This window comes from Bacillus sp. FSL R9-9530 (genome assembly GCF_038008145.1).
Lineage (GTDB): Bacteria > Bacillota > Bacilli > Bacillales > Bacillaceae_G > Bacillus_A > Bacillus_A mycoides.
The window spans coordinates 3700001-3720231 of sequence record NZ_JBBOYO010000001.1; the positions used below are offsets into that span (position 1 = coordinate 3700001).

The 20231-nt window shown below is 36.4% G+C and carries 23 protein-coding genes (1 of these 23 cut by a window edge); 3 read left to right on the forward strand and 20 right to left on the reverse strand.

Features of this window, described 5'->3' with window-relative positions; genetic code table 11:
* Positions 1-164 carry the beginning of a SprT family protein gene (locus MKX66_RS18480; RefSeq protein ID WP_016095131.1) on the reverse strand. It extends 292 nt beyond the left edge of the window, so only the first 164 of its 456 coding nucleotides appear in the window; it begins with the start codon at positions 162-164; its stop codon lies off the left edge, out of view.
* Between the two features lie 210 nt (positions 165-374).
* Between MKX66_RS18480 and cmpA the strand changes: the two genes are divergently transcribed.
* A complete protein-coding gene (gene cmpA / locus MKX66_RS18485; RefSeq protein WP_001143642.1) occupies positions 375-491 on the forward strand; it encodes a cortex morphogenetic protein CmpA in 117 nt (38 codons plus the stop codon).
* 58 nt (positions 492-549) lie between these two features.
* Here cmpA and MKX66_RS18490 read toward each other — a convergent pair whose 3' ends face one another.
* The 6 genes from MKX66_RS18490 to acpS form a co-directional block, all read right to left on the reverse strand.
* Positions 550-2718, reverse strand: coding sequence for a Tex family protein (locus tag MKX66_RS18490; protein ID WP_002029442.1), 2169 nt, complete (start codon positions 2716-2718; stop codon positions 550-552).
* Between the two features lie 68 nt (positions 2719-2786).
* A complete protein-coding gene (gene ndoA, locus MKX66_RS18495; RefSeq protein WP_000635965.1) occupies positions 2787-3137 on the reverse strand; it encodes a type II toxin-antitoxin system endoribonuclease NdoA in 351 nt (116 codons plus the stop codon).
* A gap of 4 nt (positions 3138-3141) precedes the next feature.
* Positions 3142-3429: an antitoxin EndoAI gene (locus tag MKX66_RS18500; protein ID WP_000004570.1), complete on the reverse strand. Its 288-nt coding sequence runs from the start codon at positions 3427-3429 to the stop codon at positions 3142-3144.
* Positions 3430-3740: 311 nt separating this feature from the next.
* Positions 3741-4910, reverse strand: coding sequence for an alanine racemase (gene alr / locus MKX66_RS18505; RefSeq protein WP_215590580.1), 1170 nt, complete (start codon positions 4908-4910; stop codon positions 3741-3743).
* A 117-nt stretch (positions 4911-5027) separates the two neighbouring features.
* The gene (locus MKX66_RS18510; protein WP_002124820.1) at positions 5028-5978 is read right to left on the reverse strand and encodes a LolA family protein; all 951 of its coding nucleotides are present in this window, start codon (positions 5976-5978) and stop codon (positions 5028-5030) included.
* A 156-nt stretch (positions 5979-6134) separates the two neighbouring features.
* A complete protein-coding gene (gene acpS, locus MKX66_RS18515; RefSeq protein WP_088034763.1) occupies positions 6135-6494 on the reverse strand; it encodes a holo-ACP synthase in 360 nt (119 codons plus the stop codon).
* 92 nt (positions 6495-6586) lie between these two features.
* Between acpS and MKX66_RS18520 the strand changes: the two genes are divergently transcribed.
* Positions 6587-7159 carry a rhomboid family intramembrane serine protease gene (locus MKX66_RS18520; RefSeq protein ID WP_002167128.1) on the forward strand — a complete coding sequence of 191 codons (573 nt, stop codon included), beginning with the start codon at positions 6587-6589 and terminating at the stop codon, positions 7157-7159.
* Here the strand turns inward: MKX66_RS18520 and uvsE are convergent.
* From uvsE to MKX66_RS18585, 13 genes are all read right to left on the reverse strand, one after another.
* Positions 7152-8114 carry a UV DNA damage repair endonuclease UvsE gene (gene uvsE, locus MKX66_RS18525; protein ID WP_326997233.1) on the reverse strand — a complete coding sequence of 321 codons (963 nt, stop codon included), beginning with the start codon at positions 8112-8114 and terminating at the stop codon, positions 7152-7154. The genes MKX66_RS18520 and uvsE overlap by 8 nt on opposite strands.
* A 92-nt stretch (positions 8115-8206) precedes the next feature.
* Complete coding sequence (locus MKX66_RS18530; RefSeq protein WP_341086890.1) at positions 8207-9829, reverse strand: DEAD/DEAH box helicase; 1623 nt, start codon at positions 9827-9829, stop codon at positions 8207-8209.
* Positions 9830-10135: 306 nt separating this feature from the next.
* Positions 10136-11512, reverse strand: a complete 1377-nt coding sequence (murF, locus tag MKX66_RS18535) for a UDP-N-acetylmuramoyl-tripeptide--D-alanyl-D-alanine ligase (protein ID WP_044440768.1) — start codon at positions 11510-11512, stop codon at positions 10136-10138.
* Positions 11513-11572: 60 nt separating this feature from the next.
* A complete protein-coding gene (locus tag MKX66_RS18540) occupies positions 11573-12661 on the reverse strand; it encodes a D-alanine--D-alanine ligase (RefSeq protein ID WP_326997234.1) in 1089 nt (362 codons plus the stop codon).
* A 300-nt stretch (positions 12662-12961) separates the two neighbouring features.
* Entirely contained in the window at positions 12962-14236 is a 1275-nt protein-coding gene (locus MKX66_RS18545) for an MDR family MFS transporter (RefSeq protein WP_088293680.1), read from the reverse strand.
* A gap of 232 nt (positions 14237-14468) precedes the next feature.
* A complete protein-coding gene (locus tag MKX66_RS18550; RefSeq protein ID WP_002140161.1) occupies positions 14469-15641 on the reverse strand; it encodes a homogentisate 1,2-dioxygenase in 1173 nt (390 codons plus the stop codon).
* The gene (locus tag MKX66_RS18555; RefSeq protein ID WP_002140160.1) at positions 15607-16563 is read right to left on the reverse strand and encodes a fumarylacetoacetate hydrolase family protein; all 957 of its coding nucleotides are present in this window, start codon (positions 16561-16563) and stop codon (positions 15607-15609) included. Before MKX66_RS18555 ends, MKX66_RS18550 begins: the two co-directional genes overlap by 35 nt.
* Positions 16564-16629: 66 nt before the next feature.
* A complete protein-coding gene (gene hppD / locus MKX66_RS18560; RefSeq protein WP_002140158.1) occupies positions 16630-17748 on the reverse strand; it encodes a 4-hydroxyphenylpyruvate dioxygenase in 1119 nt (372 codons plus the stop codon).
* A 310-nt stretch (positions 17749-18058) separates the two neighbouring features.
* Positions 18059-18169: a DUF3948 family protein gene (locus MKX66_RS18565; RefSeq protein WP_001083697.1), complete on the reverse strand. Its 111-nt coding sequence runs from the start codon at positions 18167-18169 to the stop codon at positions 18059-18061.
* 42 nt (positions 18170-18211) lie between these two features.
* Positions 18212-18319: a DUF3948 family protein gene (locus tag MKX66_RS18570; RefSeq protein WP_000664237.1), complete on the reverse strand. Its 108-nt coding sequence runs from the start codon at positions 18317-18319 to the stop codon at positions 18212-18214.
* Between the two features lie 44 nt (positions 18320-18363).
* Complete coding sequence (locus tag MKX66_RS18575) at positions 18364-18480, reverse strand: DUF3948 family protein (protein ID WP_000654250.1); 117 nt, start codon at positions 18478-18480, stop codon at positions 18364-18366.
* A gap of 35 nt (positions 18481-18515) precedes the next feature.
* Complete coding sequence (locus MKX66_RS18580) at positions 18516-18626, reverse strand: DUF3948 family protein (RefSeq protein WP_001058534.1); 111 nt, start codon at positions 18624-18626, stop codon at positions 18516-18518.
* A 43-nt stretch (positions 18627-18669) separates the two neighbouring features.
* Positions 18670-18780, reverse strand: coding sequence for a DUF3948 family protein (locus tag MKX66_RS18585; RefSeq protein WP_001058532.1), 111 nt, complete (start codon positions 18778-18780; stop codon positions 18670-18672).
* A gap of 473 nt (positions 18781-19253) precedes the next feature.
* On the opposite strand from MKX66_RS18585, the gene MKX66_RS18590 reads away from it, so the two are divergent.
* Positions 19254-20126 carry a Cof-type HAD-IIB family hydrolase gene (locus MKX66_RS18590; protein WP_000766416.1) on the forward strand — a complete coding sequence of 291 codons (873 nt, stop codon included), beginning with the start codon at positions 19254-19256 and terminating at the stop codon, positions 20124-20126.
* Positions 20127-20231: the final 105 nt, after the last annotated feature.

Genomic DNA, 20231 nt, shown 5'->3' on the forward strand with positions numbered 1-20231 from the left:
ACTTCGTAATATCGATAATTCAATTCTATATTATGATTCTTCAATAGATAGCGCCCACCAGTTGTACGTAACCTACTATTAAACATCGCTTTATGTAAAAACGGCATTCCAAAGCATTGTAACGATACCTCTTCCACTAACCGCTGAATTTCTTGCTCATCCATTCTCATTCCTCCTAAACTAAAAAATATTTCCACACTTTTCTCCCTTCTTATACATATAGTAAATAGTACATATACCCATCCTCATTCAAGAAGCGTGATTTCTAAAAATGCAGCATTGCTAGAAATCCACTCACCAACCTCTCATCAAAGTTACTTTAGCTAAAAGGAGCTACTTTTTTTGAGAGCAGGATTAAACAAGGAGGGATTCCTATGCCCACGTGGCTAAAGAAACAAATGCAACGTGCATATTTTGAGAAAAACCGGTATCAAATCAAGTTACTAAATGAATGCTGGTTTTATTATAGTAAAATACATCAAAGCTCATAATCAATTAAACTTTCCAGTTCATAAAAAAAAGAGCAGTTTCATCTGCTCTCTTTTCTTACTATTCAATCGGTAGCATTGATAATGCAACACGACCTTTTTTCGTATCAATATCATCTACCCATACCTTTACAATTTGTCCCACGGATACAATATCTAATGGATGCTTTACAAATTGTTTGCTTAGTTTAGAAATATGCACTAAACCATCTTGCTTCACACCAATATCAACAAAGGCACCGAAATCAACAACATTGCGGATCGTTCCCTCTAATTCCATACCACGCTTTAAATCTTCTAATTTTAAAATCCCTTTTTTCAGAAGTGGCTTTGGCAACTCATCCCTCATATCTCGCTCCGGACTAATTAAAGCATCCATAATATCAACTAATGTCGGCTCACCAATCTCCGTCTCTTGAGATAATTTAGAAATATCTACTCCTTCGAAACTCTTTTGCAAGTTTGGTTTCCCCACATCATTCTTTGATAACCCTAAACTCTTCAATAGCAATTCAACATTTTTATATTGTTCCGGATGAATCCCTGTGCGATCTAACGGATTCGCCCCTTCTAATATACGTAAAAACCCGATACATTGTTCGTATGTTTTTGCACCTAAACGTGGGATTTTCTTTAATTCAGTACGCTTCGTGAATTTCCCATCTTCCTCACGCTTAGCTACAATATTTTTCGCAACTGTTTTTGATAATCCCGAAACATATTGCAACAATGCAACTGAAGCTGTATTCACATTAACACCAACTCGGTTAACTGCTGTCTCTACTACGAATGTTAATGATTCATTTAATCTCTTTTGAGATACATCATGTTGATATTGTCCCACCCCAACAGATTTAGGGTCAATTTTCACAAGCTCTGCAAGTGGATCTTGTAGACGTCTCCCAATTGAAACAGCACTTCTTTCTTCAACCTGTAAATTTGGAAACTCCTCGCGAGCTACATCAGATGCTGAGTACACACTAGCACCCGCTTCATTTACAATAATGTAAAATACATCTCGCTCTACATTTTGTAATACATCTACTATAAATTCTTCCGTTTCCCTCGAAGCTGTACCATTTCCAATCGCTATCATTTCAACTTCATATTTATCTATAATTGAAATGATTTTCGTTTTTGCATCCTCATATTTACGAGCAGGCGGATGCGGATAAATAACATCTATGTGAAGAACTTTTCCTGTATCATCTACTACAGCTAATTTACAACCGGTTCTATATGCTGGATCTACCGCTAACACAACTTTCCCTTTCATCGGAGGTTGTAATAATAAATTACGTAAATTCTCAGAGAAAATATGAATCGCTTGTTCTTCGGCCGTTTCCATTAATTCTTTACGAATTTCTCTTTCTATTGAAGGTTGAATTAATCGCTTATATCCATCTTCCATCGCTAATTGTACATAATGCGCACTTTTAGAAGCTTCATCAAGAATCATTTTTTTATGTAAAAACTGAAGAATTTCTTCAATTGGCGTGATAACAGAAACTCTTAATACGTCTTCCTTTTCACCACGATTCATAGCTAGTACACGATGCGGCACTACTTTTTGCAACGGTTCTTCATAGCCATAATACATTTCATATATATTCTTTTCATCTTTTTCTTTATCTTTTACAGATGAAGACATAATCCCTTTTCGGAAAGTAGTATTGCGAATCCAACTACGATATGCCGCATTATCCGAAACAAGTTCCGCAATAATATCTTGCGCACCTTGCAACGCATCTTCTGCAGACGCCACTTCCTTTTCTGCATTAACAAATTCCATAGCCTTCTCTGCTGGATTTTCTTTTTTATATAATAATAGCCACTCAGCTAACGGTTCTAATCCCTTTTCTTTAGCAATTGTAGCTTTCGTTCTTCTTTTTTCTTTATATGGACGATATAAGTCTTCTACTTCTTGAAGTTTTGTTGCAGCAACAATATGACGACGCAACTCTTCGGTTAGTTTACCCTTTTCACCAATAAGACGAAGAACCTCTTCTTTCCTATCTTCTAGTTGCATCATATATTGCCATCTTTCTAAGATTGCACGAATTTGCACCTCATCAAGAGACCCTGTCCATTCTTTTCGGTAACGAGCGATAAATGGAACTGTGTTACCTTCTTCTGTTAATTGAATAACATGACGAACTTGCTTTTCTGTAAAGCCTAATTCTTTCACTAACATTTTCATTAACCCTTGTCGATTATCTACCATTTCCATATCCAACCGTAACCTCCTCTATAATAAAAAAAAGTTGCCCTGTAAAGAGAGCAACTTAAACTGCCGATTTAAAAATCTATTAGTCCTAAACTAATTTGTAACGCTTCATCTACACGACTCATCATCACTTCATCCAAATGAGTGATTTTGTCCGTTAAGCGTTGCTTATCGATTGTTCGAATCTGCTCAAGTAAAATAACAGAATCCCTCTCAAAACCGTACTTTTTCGCATCAATTTCCACATGAGTGGGTAATTTCGCTTTTTGAATCTGTGCAGTAATAGCCGCTACAATCACAGTCGGACTAAAACGATTTCCGATGTCATTTTGAATGACAAGAACCGGACGAACGCCTCCTTGCTCAGAACCAACAACTGGGGAAAGGTCTGCAAAATACACGTCGCCGCGTTTTACAATCAAAATATTACCCCCCGCTAACTAAGCGTTCTACTGTATGAGCTGCTTCATACTCTGCTAAGAAAGCTTCAGATGCAATACCAAGATTAATTTTTCCCATTTCAATGTACCCACGTCGCATTGATTCATGTTGGTAGCGTTTCTTCGTCTTATGTTGACGCAATAACAGTTGTGTTGCCTGGCAAATTAGTTCATGGCGATTCTTATTCTCTTGTTTTCCAATTCCGTCCAATTCCGTTACCATTTGCTTTGGCAACCGAACCACGATTTCAGTAGTTACACTTGATTCGGACACAAAAATACACCTCCACCGTCAACTACACACCCAAATATATATATGACACCTATTGTAATAATACCATTGTATGGAGCCTGTTGCAAAGACTTCCTTATTCCTTGCTTATGTTTTCCAATTCATAAATAAAACATTCATCTTCTTTTACTTTTTATCTCTTTCAAACAAGAAATAAAGCAATCCTTCAGTAATATTTCATTGCAACTTATATTAATAACAAGTATAAAAAGAAGCTCCCCAGCGAAAAAGAGCCTATTCTTTATTAGTGAAACTCCTCCAAATGACGAGATGCTGAGTAATAATACCTTCTTCTATATATCGTTCAAATAATTGATTACTTCTACAACTTTACCGTGTCGTATAAATATTCTCGGTACACGGAAGCTTATCGTTGCGATAATTTCATAATTAATAGTCCCGGAATATTCAGCAACCTCGGTAGCACTAATATACTCATCACCTTGTCTTCCAATGAGTGTAACTTTCGTACCAAGTGGCACTTCACAAGGCAGATGTATCATGAATTGATCCATTGTTACTCGCCCTACAATCGGTACTCTTTCACCGTTTACAAGTACCTTAAACCCTTGCAATCTTCTAAGCCAGCCATCTCCATATCCAATTGCAACTGTCGCAATCCATTCTTCAGTTCTCGTTCGGTATGTGACATTATAACTAATCCCATCTCCTTTAATCACTTGCTTAATATGAGCAACTTTCGTGTGAAGTGACAACGCCGGTTCCAATTTAAATGGTAAAAAAGGACGTATTTCTACAGATGGGGATAATCCATACATCGCAATACCAATTCGCACCGCATTAAATGTAATCCCTTGAAACCTTAACGTTGCGGCACTATTGGCTGTATGGACAAATTTAGGATTCACTACAAATTCTTTCAACCAACGTAACTGCTGCAAAAATGTATTATATTGCTTATCAAAGTAAGAAGTCTCAACCTCATCCGCTGTTGCAAAATGCGTATATACTCCTTCTAACTCTAAAAATGGCGCACCTTCTAAACTCTTTAAGAACCCTTTTAATTCTTTTCGTTCACGTATTCCGATTCTCCCCATACCACTATCAAAATTAATATGGAATTTCATTATTGATGAACCATCCCAGAGCTTTATCGCTTCTTCCACCCATTCTTTTTGAAAAACAGTTAATGCTACATCATTTTCAGCAGCTACATTTACATCACGGGGCGGGGAAGGACCTAATACTAAAATCGGTGCAGTAATACCAGCCCTCCGAAGCACTAAAGCTTCATCTAAAAAAGCAACTGCTAATCTTGTTGCTCCTGCTTCTAATGCAGTTTTAGCCACCGGTACATAATCGTGCCCATATGCATTCGCTTTAACTACAGCAAAAATCTCTACATCACTTGGAATGTACTCTTTAATATGTGCAACATTGTTATAGATCGCATCTAAATCCACTTCCACCCACGTGTCACGGTAAAACGGTGCTTCTTCCATAAATACACTTCCTTATACACGATATGCGAAGCTTATTCTTTTATATGCTTCTTTTATGAAATCCACCTTCAAACTAAGAAAAGACGTGGTGCACATATATCACCACGTCTAAGAAGTTCACTTCACCTGCTTCGCTGTAACCGAACGAGCAACCATCAACAACTCATTCGTCTCTAAACCTTTAGACACGAGCATATATTCTACTCCGTTATGTGACCACGTTACAGAGTCTTTCGTCAATGCACCAATCGTGAAACCAAGATCAACCGGCTCTCCACTTACACTTACCGCCGATGAGGCCTCTGCAACTTTTGACTTTTCTTGTATTAAAGTAAAGGATTTCTTACTTCCAGTGTATGTGAGTATTGCACGCTTGCCACTGTCTGTCTTCAACTCTTCTTCCTCTTTCAAAGTCATACCTTGCGGTGTATCACGTGGATACAAAATAGCAAACGGTTTGTCTTCTTTCGCTGCCGTCTGAACATCCACTTGTGCTCTAGACATATTTTGTTTCGTATCAAATGCACCTTTATCAAACTTTGCATCAAACTTTACTTTAGTGAAATCTACTTTTACAAGGACATTTTGATCATTATCCATCAGTTTCACAGAAACTGGTGTTAAATCACTTTTATTCAGCTTAATTTCTTGTTTCGGCAACATATTTTGATGTTGATAATTTGTTTTTGTTTTAAACACATAATACTTATCTGTTTTCTCGAAAGAGAGATTTTTCTTATCTTGCAAAATATCTCTTACAAGTGATTCATATAAATAAGCCTGGCTACTATTTTGCGGCCAATCACTTTGAAAACGGAAACTCTTATTAAGTGCCGGTGTTAATACAAATACACCTTCATCATTCCTTAAAATAATTTGACTCTGATCCTTTTTCGCATTCTGCAAATTCACACGATAATACGAAGGTTCTTTATGCCAAATTTCTACATTGTACTCTTGAGGTTCATTTCCTGTTTTAATAGATAATTTCGCTTCAGCTTGATAACTCTTCATACTTTTAACTTTCGTTTCTAAATCTCTCACAACATCTTCCTGTTTCTTTTCCATACAACCCGCCAACACAAAAACGGTCAATAAACCGACAAGAACTAAAAACAGACGCCTTTTCATCACTTCAGCCCCTTTGCCCCTATAAATGAATGGAAGATATGCCTTCCTTATCGCTACCTCAAATATATGAGACAAAGATATAAAATATGCAGACTAGCGTGACGAGCTTTCCAAAACAACTTGAGCAACGGCAAATTCTTTACTATGACTAATTGATAAATGAACAATATGCTCTGTATTTGTAATGATAATCGGCTTACCTCTATCATCATTCCTTACTTCAATATCTAAAAAACTCACTTCTTTCCCGATACCGGTCCCTACCGCTTTAGAATACGCCTCTTTTGCTGCAAATCTTCCAGCTACGAATTCTATAAGACGACTTCCTTTCAACCCCTCGGCAACACCACGTTCCCTTTCAGTTAAAATACGTTCCATAAATTTAAGCTTTCCATCTAGCATTTTTTCAATTCGATTTAACTCAATAATATCGATTCCAATCCCTACAATCATTTCAAAATCCCCTTCTTCTATTTAGCTTTCTTCATTCATATTGTAAGAATAACAGAGAATCTTTCTGATGCAAAAGGAGTGATACTAACAACATGCTAATACCATCCACTCGCATTTCCTTACAACCGATTATCATTTCTTTACTTCTTATACAATTAGTCATGATTATATTGAGCGACTTTTCCCTCTTTCACCTGGCAGCCTACAATGAATATATTGCTAAAGGAGAATGGTGGCGTGTCATAACTTCCTTACTTGTACACGTAGACTTACAACATTTCCTTTCTAATAGTATTTGTTTATTCGTATTTGGTTCTTCTATCGAAAAACAACTAGGACACTTTTCTTTCATCATTATTTTTTTCCTTTCTGGCATTCTCGGGAATATTTCTTCTTATATTATTATGCCTCTTGAATATATTCACGCCGGAGCATCTGGTGGTATTTTCGGATTACTAGGCGCCCAATTATTTTTATTGTATAGTCGATATCGTTCTTCAAAACCAAGAGACATCGCTATTTTTTCAATAATGATACTTATATTACTACTATTTACTTTCTTTAATCCCTCTGCCAATCCTATAAGCCATTTAACAGGACTGATCATCGGCGGCATGTGCACCCCTTTTTTAACAAAAAAAAACGATGGCGCAGAGCTTATTTAATATAGAAGCTCGCACCATCGATAATTTCCACATCTGTTTGTTTACTTAACTCTCTCATTAGTTGAAATAAAGACTCGTCCTTTTTCTTCGCCTCAATCATACAATCAATTCGCGGAACACTCCCCTTTATCTTTTTCAAAAAAAATAAGAAAGTATCTACATCAATAAAATCTGCATGTGCTCTCGGGTTTTTTCCATCTCTAGGACTGGAGATGTGCATTTTAACCGGTAACAAAGACCATTCCCACGTATGTACAACACGCGCCCAATCTTCATGCCAATCTTCCTGGTCATTATTCATCATATGATGGTGCAAATCAAACACGACTGGAATGTCTAATTTCTCACCTAAATACAATGTTTCTTCTAAAGAAAAGGTCGTGTCATCATTTTCTAATATAATCATCTCTTGAATACCTCTTGGAACAGTTGACCAATTTTCTATAAAGCGTTCTAATGCAAGCTCCTTATCTTTATAACCTCCTCCCACATGTAATACACATCGTTGCTTATGTTCAATTCCCATACCCTTTAACAATTTTTTGTGCATCTGCAATGTCTTTACAGATTGTTTGAAAATACTCTCCTCAGGTGAATTTAGTACAACAAAGTGATCTGGATGGAAGTCAATTCGCATATTCATACGAATTGCATATTCACCTAATTCTTTCAGATTTTCTTTTAACGGACGAATATAGTTCCAATCTAACAACTCCTCATGATTCGCTAAAGGAATAAGTTTAGAACTAAGTCGAAAGAAAGATATATCATGCCCTTTATTATGTTTTAATAACCGTAAGCAATTTTCCAAATTCGAATTAGCAATTCTTTCAAGTTTACGAATCGCAGCCTCTCGATCATCAATCCGCTGAAACTGTGCATACGTCATCGTTTGAGATGGAGAAGCATTCTTCAAATGCACACTCATCGCAACATACCCAAGTCTTACAAGCATATAGCACCTCATTTCTATACGAGTTACTATGTAGTATGCACAATTACAGAAATAAAAAAAGAGAATGCCCGCAAAGGGCATTCTCTTTTTTATTAAGCTTGTGGACGGCTATGATGTTTTCTTTCGCCACGTCCAGTTGAAGATCCAGGGCGACCTTCACCTTTACGACTACGGTTAGCATCACGGCTACCAGCATCACGGCTACCGCCATCACGATTACGATCACGGTTACGACCATCGCCACTTCCGCTTCCACGTCCATCACGATTGCGATCACGGTTACGACCATCGCCACCGCCGCGTCCATCACGACTACGATTACGATCACGGTTACCATCACGGTATCCACTTCCGTTACCACCGCGTTTTTTAGAACCGCCACCGCCACCTCTTGAAACAACTGGTGGTTCTGATGTTAAAGCGATCGGAGTTGTATCCGGCTCTTTTGTCATCATTTTTAAAGCAGCAGCTACTACTGTTACAGAATCATTCTCTTCTAACATTTCTTCTGCAATACGCTTGTAGTATGATAAGTTATCATTTTCAATTGTGCTTTGAAGTTTTTCAGCGATTAAACGTTGTTGACCTTCTAACGCCTCGTCAAGTGTCGGTGCGTCCATACGATCAACCTTACGTTTTGTTGTACGCTCGATATTTTTTAATTGTCCTGATTCACGTGGTGTTACAAATAACATTGCAATACCTTTTTTACCAGCACGGCCAGTACGACCGATACGGTGAACGTATGATTCTGGATCTTGTGGGATATCGAAGTTGTATACGTGTGTTACGCCTGAAATATCAAGACCACGTGCAGCAACGTCTGTTGCAACAAGAACTTCAATAGTACCTTCTTTAAATTTACGTAATACAGACATACGCTTCGCTTGTGTTAAGTCACCGTGAATACCTTCTGCTGCATAACCACGTAAGTTTAATGCTTCTGATAATTCATCAACACGACGCTTTGTACGACCGAATATGATTGCAAGCTCTGGAGATTGAATATCTAGTAAGCGTGTTAACACGTCAAACTTTTTCTTTTCTTGCACTTCTAAATAGAACTGCTGAATGTTTGGCATTGTTACTTCTTTTGCTTTTACTTTAATGTGTTGAGGCTCAGTCATGAAACGCTCAGCAATACGACGGATTGGATCTGGCATTGTCGCTGAGAATAATAATGTTTGATGTGTTTCTGGCACATCTGTTAAAATCGCTTCAATATCTTCAATGAAGCCCATGTTTAACATTTCATCCGCTTCGTCAAGAACAACAGTCTCTACGTTTTGTAAGCGAAGTGTTTTACGGTTGATATGATCTAAAATACGACCCGGCGTACCTACAATAATGTGTGGGTGTTTTTTTAGAGCACGAATTTGGCGGTTAATATCTTGACCACCATAAATTGGTAGAATACGAACACGTTTATGTTTACCAATTTTGTATAGCTCTTCTCCAACTTGAATTGCTAATTCACGCGTTGGCGCGATAACAATACCTTGAACTGCTTCTTTATTTGTATCCACTTTATCTAATAGTGGTAATCCGAATGCTGCTGTTTTCCCTGTACCTGTTTGCGCTTGCCCAATAATATCCTTACCTTGCAATGCATGTGGAATTGTTTCAGCTTGAATCGGCGTAGCCTCTTCAAAGCCCATACTTTCAACAGATTGTAGTAAAGACTCACTTAATCCTAGTTCTCGAAATGTTGTCAATGTTACTTCTCCTTTTCTATCCTATACTTATCATTTAAAAAAAGGCGTTTTCCGAACTTGCGGAAAAGCCATTTTCCTGAATACTTACGTATATAACCGGGCGTATATTCTTCACGAAAATACTTCTAAACGTTATTACACTTTATCAATTATAAGTTTTGTAGGTGTAAAAAGCAAACCCCAACTGTTACCTTATTTCATATTCAGAGCTTTTTTCTTTACTTTTATTTTTTTATCGTTTACTGTAAGCGCTTATTATAAGTTTCCACTATTTTCGTGGCTATCATCCCTATTTATATACACCAATTATTTCAACATCGTAATTACTTCTTCTAATTTCATTCCGCGAGATGCTTTTACTAATACAACATCTTTCGTACCGACTACTGCTTGCAACTCTTTTATTAACTCTTCTTTACTATCATACGCTTTTACACGGTCTTTAGGGAAATTAATTTTTGCACCTTCAGCAATTTGAGCCCCTAATTTACCATATGTGAATACATATGAAATTTTTGCTGGATCAATTAATTTACCTACTTCATAATGAAATTGCACTTCTTGATTTCCAAGTTCTAACATATCACCAAGCACAACAATTTTTTTAGCAAATCCATCTAAACCATTCATTAGGTGGAACGCAGCTTCCATAGCTGTTGGACTAGCATTATAAGCATCATTGATAATTGTTAAACCACTATCTGTTTTTACAATTTCCATACGCATACCTGTCATTTGAAGTGTTACTAAACCTTGTTTCATTTCTTCCCACGTTACACCAAAATGTTTTGCAATTGCCATTGAAGCAAGCGTATTATATACATTATGCTTTCCTAGTACTGGCAAATAGAATGACAAAGTTTCATCCCTGTTCATCTTAAAGTGTGTCCCAGTAGCCTGCAATGTTACAGTAGTTGGATAGTAATCATTTGCTCTCGCATCACCAAATGTAACTGTTTCAGCTGCTAAATTCATTTCTGGAACACGATTCGTTAATAGCGGCTCATCTCCATTATATACGAACACGCCACCCTTTTGTAAACCTGTAACAATTTCTAACTTCGCTTCAGCAATCGCCTCACGAGAGCCTAAATCCATTAAGTGCGCCTCACCAATGTTCGTAATAATAGCTGCATTAGGACGAGCTAACTTAGATAGAAATTCAATTTCTCCTCGGCTTGACATGCCCATTTCTAATACAGCTACATCTGTATTTTCCTCTAAATTTAAAATAGTAAGAGGTAAACCGATGTGGTTGTTGAAATTACCTTCTGTTTTTTGAACTTTAAATTTAGTTGCAAGAATACTTGTTACAATATCTTTCGTAGATGTTTTACCATTACTACCCGTTACACCAACAACTTTTACATCCAATTGATCACGATAGTTTTTCGCTAACATTTGCAATGCTGCTAGTGTATCTTCTACAAAAATAACCGGAAGATTTTCAGGTGGGTTTTCTACATCTTTCATCCATAATGTAGCAATCGCCCCATTTTCAACAGCTTTGTCTACAAAAGCATGTCCATCGAAACGTTCACCTTGAATTGGAACATATAAATTTCCATTTTCAATTTTCCTCGTATCAATAGACACTCCTTGTATAGTAATTCCCTCATACTGCTCTGCTAATCCAGTACCATTTATCATCTGCTCTACTTGTTTTAACGTTCGATTTATCATGAAAACACTCCTTACATAGAGGAAGCACTATTCCTTCGAATAGTGCTTCCTCCTTTTTTGTTAGATTGTATATTTAATTTTTTGTTTTTCTTCGTGACGCTCAATCGCTAAGCGAATTAGCTCTTCAATTAATTCCGGATACGGTAACCCTGTATGTTGCCATAATAGAGGGAACATACTAAACGGCGTGAATCCTGGCATTGTGTTTACTTCGTTAATATATACTTCTCCATCTTTTGTTAAGAAGAAATCAGCTCGTGTTAAGCCCGAACCATCTAATGATTGGAATGCGATAATTGCATCTCGCTTAATTACATTAGACTCTTCTTCTGTCATTTCAGCTGGAATAATTAACGCTGTATCACCATCGATGTATTTCGATTTGTAATCATAAAAATCTTTTTTCGGTACAATTTCACCTACAACTGAACATTTCGGCTCATCATTACCTAATACACCAACTTCTACTTCACGACCTACAATATTTTCTTCTACAATAATTTTACGGTCAAATTGGAATGCCTCTTCGAATGCATTCTCAAGCTCTTCACGATCGTTACACTTATTAATACCAACACTTGAACCAAGGTTTGCTGGTTTTACGAAGCAAGGATATCCTAATACTTCTTCTACTTTTTCATACGCTTTTTCACGATCTTTTTCCCATGCGCTACGAATGAAAGATGCATATTCCGCTTGTTTCAATCCAGCTTCTGCAAAGATATTTTTCATAACAACTTTATCCATACCAGCAGATGATGCTAATACACCGTTACCTACATATGGAATGTTTAGTAATTCTAATAACCCTTGTACTGTTCCATCTTCGCCATTCGGTCCATGTAATAATGGGAAAATGACATCAATTGCATCTTCTTGTTTAGAAGTTGCCGTTGGGATAATTTCTGTACTTAATGATACAGGAGAAATTGTATTCTCTTCCCCACTCATTTGTAATGCCTCAACATTTGTTACTTCGCCTTCAATACGCTCTCCACGCATCCATTGGCCTTGTTCTGTAATATAAATTGGATGAATCTCGAATTTATCTTGATTTAATGCTTTAATAGCAGCAAGAGCCGTTTGTAACGAAACTTGATGCTCAGCTGATTTTCCACCGTATAATAAACCTAATTTAATTTTTGTCACTGAAATCACCCTAACCAATTGTTTTCATTTTTCTATTTTAGCACTTTTTATAAAAATAGGTAGTTCCTATTTGAAATAAAATGTAACTTCCACAAATAATTAAAAGACACCACTTATTGGTTTTCTACACTTTTTCCCTTTAATTTCTACACAGCTAAACAAAATTAAACTTTAGAGCAAAATTGCTATCTAATCTAGTTATGTACCTAAAATATGTAGAAATCCACTTTGTGTGTATGTCATCTATATTACCCTACCATTTGTGGAGAATGAAAAAACACTGATTAAAGTTTCATTTTATTAAGAAGACTGTTTTGTAGGCGTATCTTTTTGCCTCTGCTCAACAAGACGATCTAAAGAAACATATACAAAGCCTGCAACTACACACCCTACACTTAAAATTGTAAATAAGTAGTGACCAAGCAAACGATCCAATAAAAAACCACCAAGAAGTGGACCGAATGCACTTCCTGTAATCCACTGCAAACTCGCCGCCCCCATATAGGTTCCTCTCAAATGCTCAGGGGCCAGATTCGCTACAAACGTCATCTGTACAGGCGACATAATCATCTCGCCTAACGTATATATGGCATAAACAAACATTAACGTCATTAAAATAATTGTAGCATTTGTATCATATTCTCCAAACCACTTCGGTAACCATCCTATAAAAAACAAACCAATTCCGAACAAACACGCACCGTATAGCATCGTCTTTCCAACAGGTTTATCTGTCGCCCATTTTGAAATTTGAAATTGAAATAAAACAACTAATAGACCATTTAATGCCATTAAATATGGGTATGGATTGTTGACTCCAAAAATATCCTTCATTTCGTTATCAAAGTGAAGCGGTAACATGCCTTCTGTTTGAGAAAACCCCATAGAAATAATGATCCCCGCTAACAAATAAATCATTAACGCCTTATCTCTCATTAAAATTTTCCAAACTGCTCCGGATTCCTGCTCTTTATTTTTTTCCGTCATATCCGTAATTTTTGGCATTGTTTCTTTAATAAGTACTAACACTAGTAGCGCATAAAACAACATAGCGGATGAAGCAATAATAAACACGAGGTTCTTTGATAAAACAACTACTGATGCTCCCATTATCGGTCCAATTGCAGCACCAATATTGTGTCCCATTCGCAATAAACCATATGCTTCTGTTCTTTTTTCTGGCGCCGTCACATCTGCAACCATCGCTGATGCTGCTGGATGAAATAAAGAATTACTTAACCCTAAAAAAATAGATAAAATAGCGTATGGAATAAATCCTTCGATAAATAAAAAACCGAGCATTAATAACGCATTACTCGCCATTGAAAATATCATAATTGGCTTTCTTCCATATATATCAGCTATTCTTCCGCCTATAAGCGAGCCAAAGCTTGCAGCAATTGGAGAAAGCGCCATAATAATCCCAACTTGTAATAAAGAATCTACCTTATCTTTTAAATATAGTGCAAAAAAAGGCATTAACATCATCATCGCAATTCCGTTCAAAGTCTCACCGATAAATCGAATCCATACGTTACGATCCATCTCTCTTAACTCACGCCATGTATTTTTCATAAATTCCCCCCTTAGTTCCCCAACAATTATATTATATATAATTAGAAAAATGTAAATTTTCAAACACAAAATCCAGCCATAACAATCCCTGTCGAAATAAGTAGAAATTCTTCTGAATATGCACGATCTTTATCACTCTTTCTATATATCTTTCTATAACTTTTTTGGTATTATTATACATGTCGATTCCATAAAAGAGGCATGCTCCCGTAGTGAGCATGCCTCTTTTTACTTATTTCACAGTATATGAACCCTCTTCAATCCAGCTATACATATATTTTTCATCTTCCGTCTCATGTGCTTGTTTTACAATACGAAGCGGACGGAATGTATCTATCATAACAGCCAGTTCAAGTGTCTCTTTCTTCCCTATACTCGCTTCTGTTTTCCCTGGATGTGGCCCATGCGGGATCCCGCTTGGATGAAGTGTAATAGAACCTTCTTCTACACCTTTTCGGCTCATAAAATTACCTTCTACATAGTACAGTACCTCATCACTATTCACATTACTATGATAATATGGTGCCGGAATAGATTCTGGATGATAATCGTATAAACGCGGTACGAAAGAGCAAATGACGAAATTATGCCCTTCGAATGTTTGATGTACTGGTGGTGGCTGATGAATACGACCTGTAATTGGTTCAAAATCCTCCACATTAAAGACCCACGGATATAAATACCCATCCCATCCAACAACATCTAACGGATGGTGCCCTAACACATGCTTGTGCATATAACCTCTCGACTTTGTCATTACGACAAACTCACCTTTTTCATCATATGTCTCCAATTTCTCCGGTCCACGCATATCTCTTTCACAAAACGGACTATGTTCTAACAATTGCCCATATTCATTGCGATAGCGACTTGGTGTTGTAATTTGGCTATTTGCCTCTACAACAAGAAACTTAGTCTCTCCCTCATCTGGAATAACACGATAAATCGTTCCAATTGGAATTGTTACATAATCACCTTTTCTATAGTGAATCGTTCCAAACATCGTTTCAATTTTTCCTGTTCCATAATGAACAAATAACATTTCATCGCCATCACCATTACGGTAAAAATAATCCATTTTTTCTGTTGGACTCACTACTCCAATTAATAAATCCTCATTCCCAAGCATAAAGTTTCTTCCGCTTACTGCATCACCAGTTTTTTTATTTTCTTTCGTACGGAAGTGGCGATGAGCAAGAAGGGCATCCTCTTCATACTGTAACTGACAAGAATGCGATAATGCCGCATGCCCTACTTCTGTTGGCATATAATGATGATACAAAATAGACTGGGTACCAGAGAAACCTTTTGTCCCCATTACCTGCTCACGATAAAGCGATCCATCTTTTTTACGAAATTGTACATGTCGTTTATGAGGTAGCTCCCCCATGTGACGATAAAACATGCCCATCACCTGCTTTCATGTCTTTTTTGACCGTATTACGTAACGTGCCTAAACCAGTAATCGACAGCTCTACAACATCTCCATCTTGTAGCCACTCTTCTGTACCAAGTTCTAAAATACATCCTGTTCCTACTGTCCCAGAACCAATCACATCTCCTGGATATAACGTAACGTCTTCCGAAGCACGTTCAATCATTTCAGCAAATGTATAGTAAATATCTTGGAAGTTTCCCTTTGATAATATCTTTCCATTTACATGAGCAGTCATCTCTAAATCATAACGATCACCGTTACGATAAACGTCTAATTCCTCTTTCGTAACGAGATATGCTCCTAATGAAGTTGCAAAATCTTTTCCTTTCGCTGGACCGAGTCCCACTTTCATTTCTGTTGCTTGTAAGTCCCTTGCACTCCAGTCGTTCATAATGCAGTAACCAAAAATATATTCCTCTGCTTGTTCACGAGAAATGTTTCGTCCCTCTTTCCCAATTACGCAAGCAATCTCTAACTCATAATCAAGCTTTTTAGACTTCTTCGGACCAATAACAAAATCATCTGGACCAATAACAGCACGGTGGTTAGTAAAATAAAAAACCGGGATATCATACCATTCAGGTACAACATCTAGCCCTCTTCTCCCGCGAGCTGTTTTTACATGCTGCTCAAATGCATAAAAATCTCGAATGCTACTCGGATTAGGAATTGCCGCTGCTAATTGAACTTCCTCTAAGGAATATATACCCTTTTCAGGATTCTTAATATTACGCAATACTTCTACATACTCATCTGCTTTCTCTAAAAAGGCGAACATAGAAGAAGGTAATTGTCCATTACTTGCAAGATTCATATCGATTACTTTGTCACCTTCAAGCCATCCAGCTCGCATTTCTTTCGATGGGAGACGAAATGTAACAAATTTCATCGTGATTCCTCCCTATGAAAATGAAATTTCCACCAACAAAGGAACTCTTGCTGGTGGATACAAATTTTATAAATTTCCGCGACGCTCTTGTTCTCTTTCAATTGATTCGAATAACGCTTTAAAGTTCCCTTCGCCAAATCCACGAGAACCTTTACGTTGGATGATTTCAATAAATAGAGTTGGACGATCTACAATTGGTTTCGTAAAGATTTGTAATAAATAACCTTCTTCGTCACGGTCTACTAGAATCTTCAATTCTTTTAATCTATCAATTTCTTCATCAATTTTTCCAACACGTGCAGTTAACTCATCGTAATACGTATCTGGCGTATCTAAAAACTCCACGCCATTTGCACGAAGTACTTCAATTGTTTTTACAATATCACTTGTTAATAAAGCGAGATGCTGTACACCTGCTCCGTTATAGAACTCTAGATATTCTTGAATTTGTGATTTTCTTTTTCCATCCGCTGGTTCATTAATCGGAAACTTAATACGGCTTCCATTCGTCATAACTTTTGACATTAATGCCGAATACTCTGTACTAATATCATCATCGTCGAAATGGATCATTTGTTTAAAGCCCATAACATTCTCGTAATAACTAACCCACTCTTCCATTTTCTCAACGTTACCAACTACATGGTCTACAGCAATTAAACCAGACTCTTCAAATGGAATATTAAATTCAACCTTTTGGAATCCTGGCATGAATGTTCCTTTATAATTTTTACGCTCTACAAGCGTATGAATTGTATCACCATACGTACCAATAACCGCTTTCTTCAAGGTACCTTCCTCATCTGTTAACTCTTCAGGAGGAGCAATCGCAACAGCGCCACGTTTTACAGCTTCAGAGTAGGCTTTATCAACGTCATCAACAAGTAAAGCCACATCTTTCACTCCATCACCATGAGTCTTTACAAACTCTGCAATACGGCTATCGCTACTTAAAGCTCCAGACACAACAAAACGCATATTTTTTTGCACAAGAACATAAGATACCTTTTCACGGTTTCCTGTTTCTAATCCAGAATAAGCTACAATTTTGAATCCAAACGCTCTCGCAAGATAATAACTTGATTGCTTTGCATTCCCTACGTAAAATTCCAAATGATCTACATCACGTACCGGAAAAAAGTCCTCCATTTGTGCAGCTAGCGTATCCATAGATTTTTGTTTCATAATATCTTCATCCCCCTGTAAATAGATTAAATGGTCCATACTTAAAACCAACCGAAAACGCTTCCAACATCAATTAATAGAAATTAGTTAGCAAGCTAACAATTTCCGACCTTTAAAATTTTCTATCTTTTCTGTCAAATTCCTCTTTTTTTCTTACATATAAAATTCGACTTTTTTCTCTTTAAAGTAAGGGGAAAATATTAATACTTGAAGGTATATATGAGAGGAAAACAAAAAAGACTCCAACATATTAACTACTTACTAATACGTTAGAGTCTTTATTTTTTTTGAATGATTGTATTTATATTTTTCATACTAATATATTTGCAAGGAATAGAATAAATGATGTTAATATTACCGCTCCGCCTAATGATCCTAATAAATCTGTTTTTGTTACTTGTAACACTTGTTCACTGTTCATATTCCTCATTCTCCTTTCATTTTGTACAATTTAAAACTTTTATTATACTAATACGCTTGATAGAAATACGATTAATGCTGTTAATACTACTGCTCCGCTTGCTGATCCTACGAAGTCACCTTTTGTTACTTGTAATACTTGCTCTTTCATATCTTTCATTCTCCCTTCATTTATCTTTTGTTACAAAACTTCTATTATACTAATACGCTTGATAGAAATACGATTAATGCTGTTAATACTACCGCTCCACTTGCTGACCCTACGAAGTCACCTTTTGTTACTTGTAATACTTGCTCTTTCATATCTTTCATTCTCCCTTCATTTATCGTTTGTTACAAAACTTCTATTATACTAATACGCTTGATAGAAATACGATTAATGCTGTTAATACTACCGCTCCACTTGCTGATCCTACGAAGTCACCTTTTGTTACTTGTAATACTTGCTCGTTGTTCATAATTTTCATTCTCCCTTCTCTTATTTTTGTTACAAAACTTCTATTATACTAATACGCTTGATAGAAATACGATTAATGCTGTTAATACTACTGCTCCGCTTGCTGATCCTAAGAAGTCACCTTTTGTTACGTTTAATACTTGCTCGTTGTTCATATCATTCATTCTCCTTTTTTATAAGTTATCTATATGTAATTACTAAGAAATGATTAGTTCATAGTTTTCATGTTAACGTTACATTGAAATTAATTACGTAACGTTTGTAACACTAATGTAACATAACTATTATTACGTTGCAATATAATTACGTAAATTTTATTACACTTTTTTTACGTTTTTTTAAATTAACACTCAAAAACCTTGTTTTAATGCGTTTTCTACTACAATCATATTTGTAACACTAGTGTAACATTAAGGTCATAAAGCGAAATATAATATTATTCATCTCTATTTTGTTAAAAACCAAAGTGAAACTTTAATCAACGAGAGTTCCATTCCCTACTAATTATTCCCCTCACCAATCGCACTTTTACTAGAAATTAATGCGGGATAAAATACTATCTTTCCAAGATAAGTTTATATGTTTCCTCTATATAACTATGTATAATGGAAACAAAGAGGTGGTCATTTTGAAATTAATCGCACTAGATATGGATGGTACACTACTATCATCTAATCTTGAAATCTCCAAAGAGAACTTACAAGCTATCCAAACCGCAAAAGAGGCTGGTCATATTGTAATGATTTGTTCTGGCCGCGCGAAAGAGGATGCTTTGAAATTATTGGAAGAATATAAACTATCTCTTCCAGTTGGAGCAAGCAATGGGGCAATTGTTTATGTGGACGGAAAAGTAATTAACTCGCGTTGTTTACAAAATGATAAAGTATACAAGCTTGCAAAATTACTAGAATCTGAAGGTTTTCCATATAAGTTGTACACAAATAAAGGGGTTTACTCTCCTTATACATGGCAAGATCAAGTTATGCAGGCATTCGAAGAAAACAAGCATACACTAGATGTTACACTTGAGGAACTTGAAAGAATTACAGAAAAACAAAAGAAATCAAACTTAATTACTGATTTCCAAAAAATCGAAGATGTCGTAAATAATCCAGAATTAGAAATATCTAAATTCTTCATTTTAACATTTAATGCTGCTCATCGTTCACAGCTATTACAAACTTTACAAGAAGATACGGACATTTCAGTTACGGCATCAGCTCCTACTAATGTAGAAATTATGGATAAGCATGGCCATAAAGGTAATGGTTTGCAAGAAATGGCAGCTTATTTCAATATACCAATTGAAGATACTGTTGCAATCGGCGATAACTTTAATGATGTGCCAATGTTACAAGTAGCTGGCTTATCAGTTGCAATGGGAAATGCCGAAGAAGATGTCAAAAAACTATGTGACGTTGTAACATTAACAAACAATGAACATGGTGTTGCTCATGCAATCGAGCAATTTGTATTGAAACAAACTTCATCTAGTAAATAAAGTTCAACTTTAATCAGAGGCGGGGTTCCTCTGATTATTAGTTGAACCAATCGGGCTTTTACGGGCAGTTAATCTCCCACCTAACTTCCCCGCATGTGTCGAATT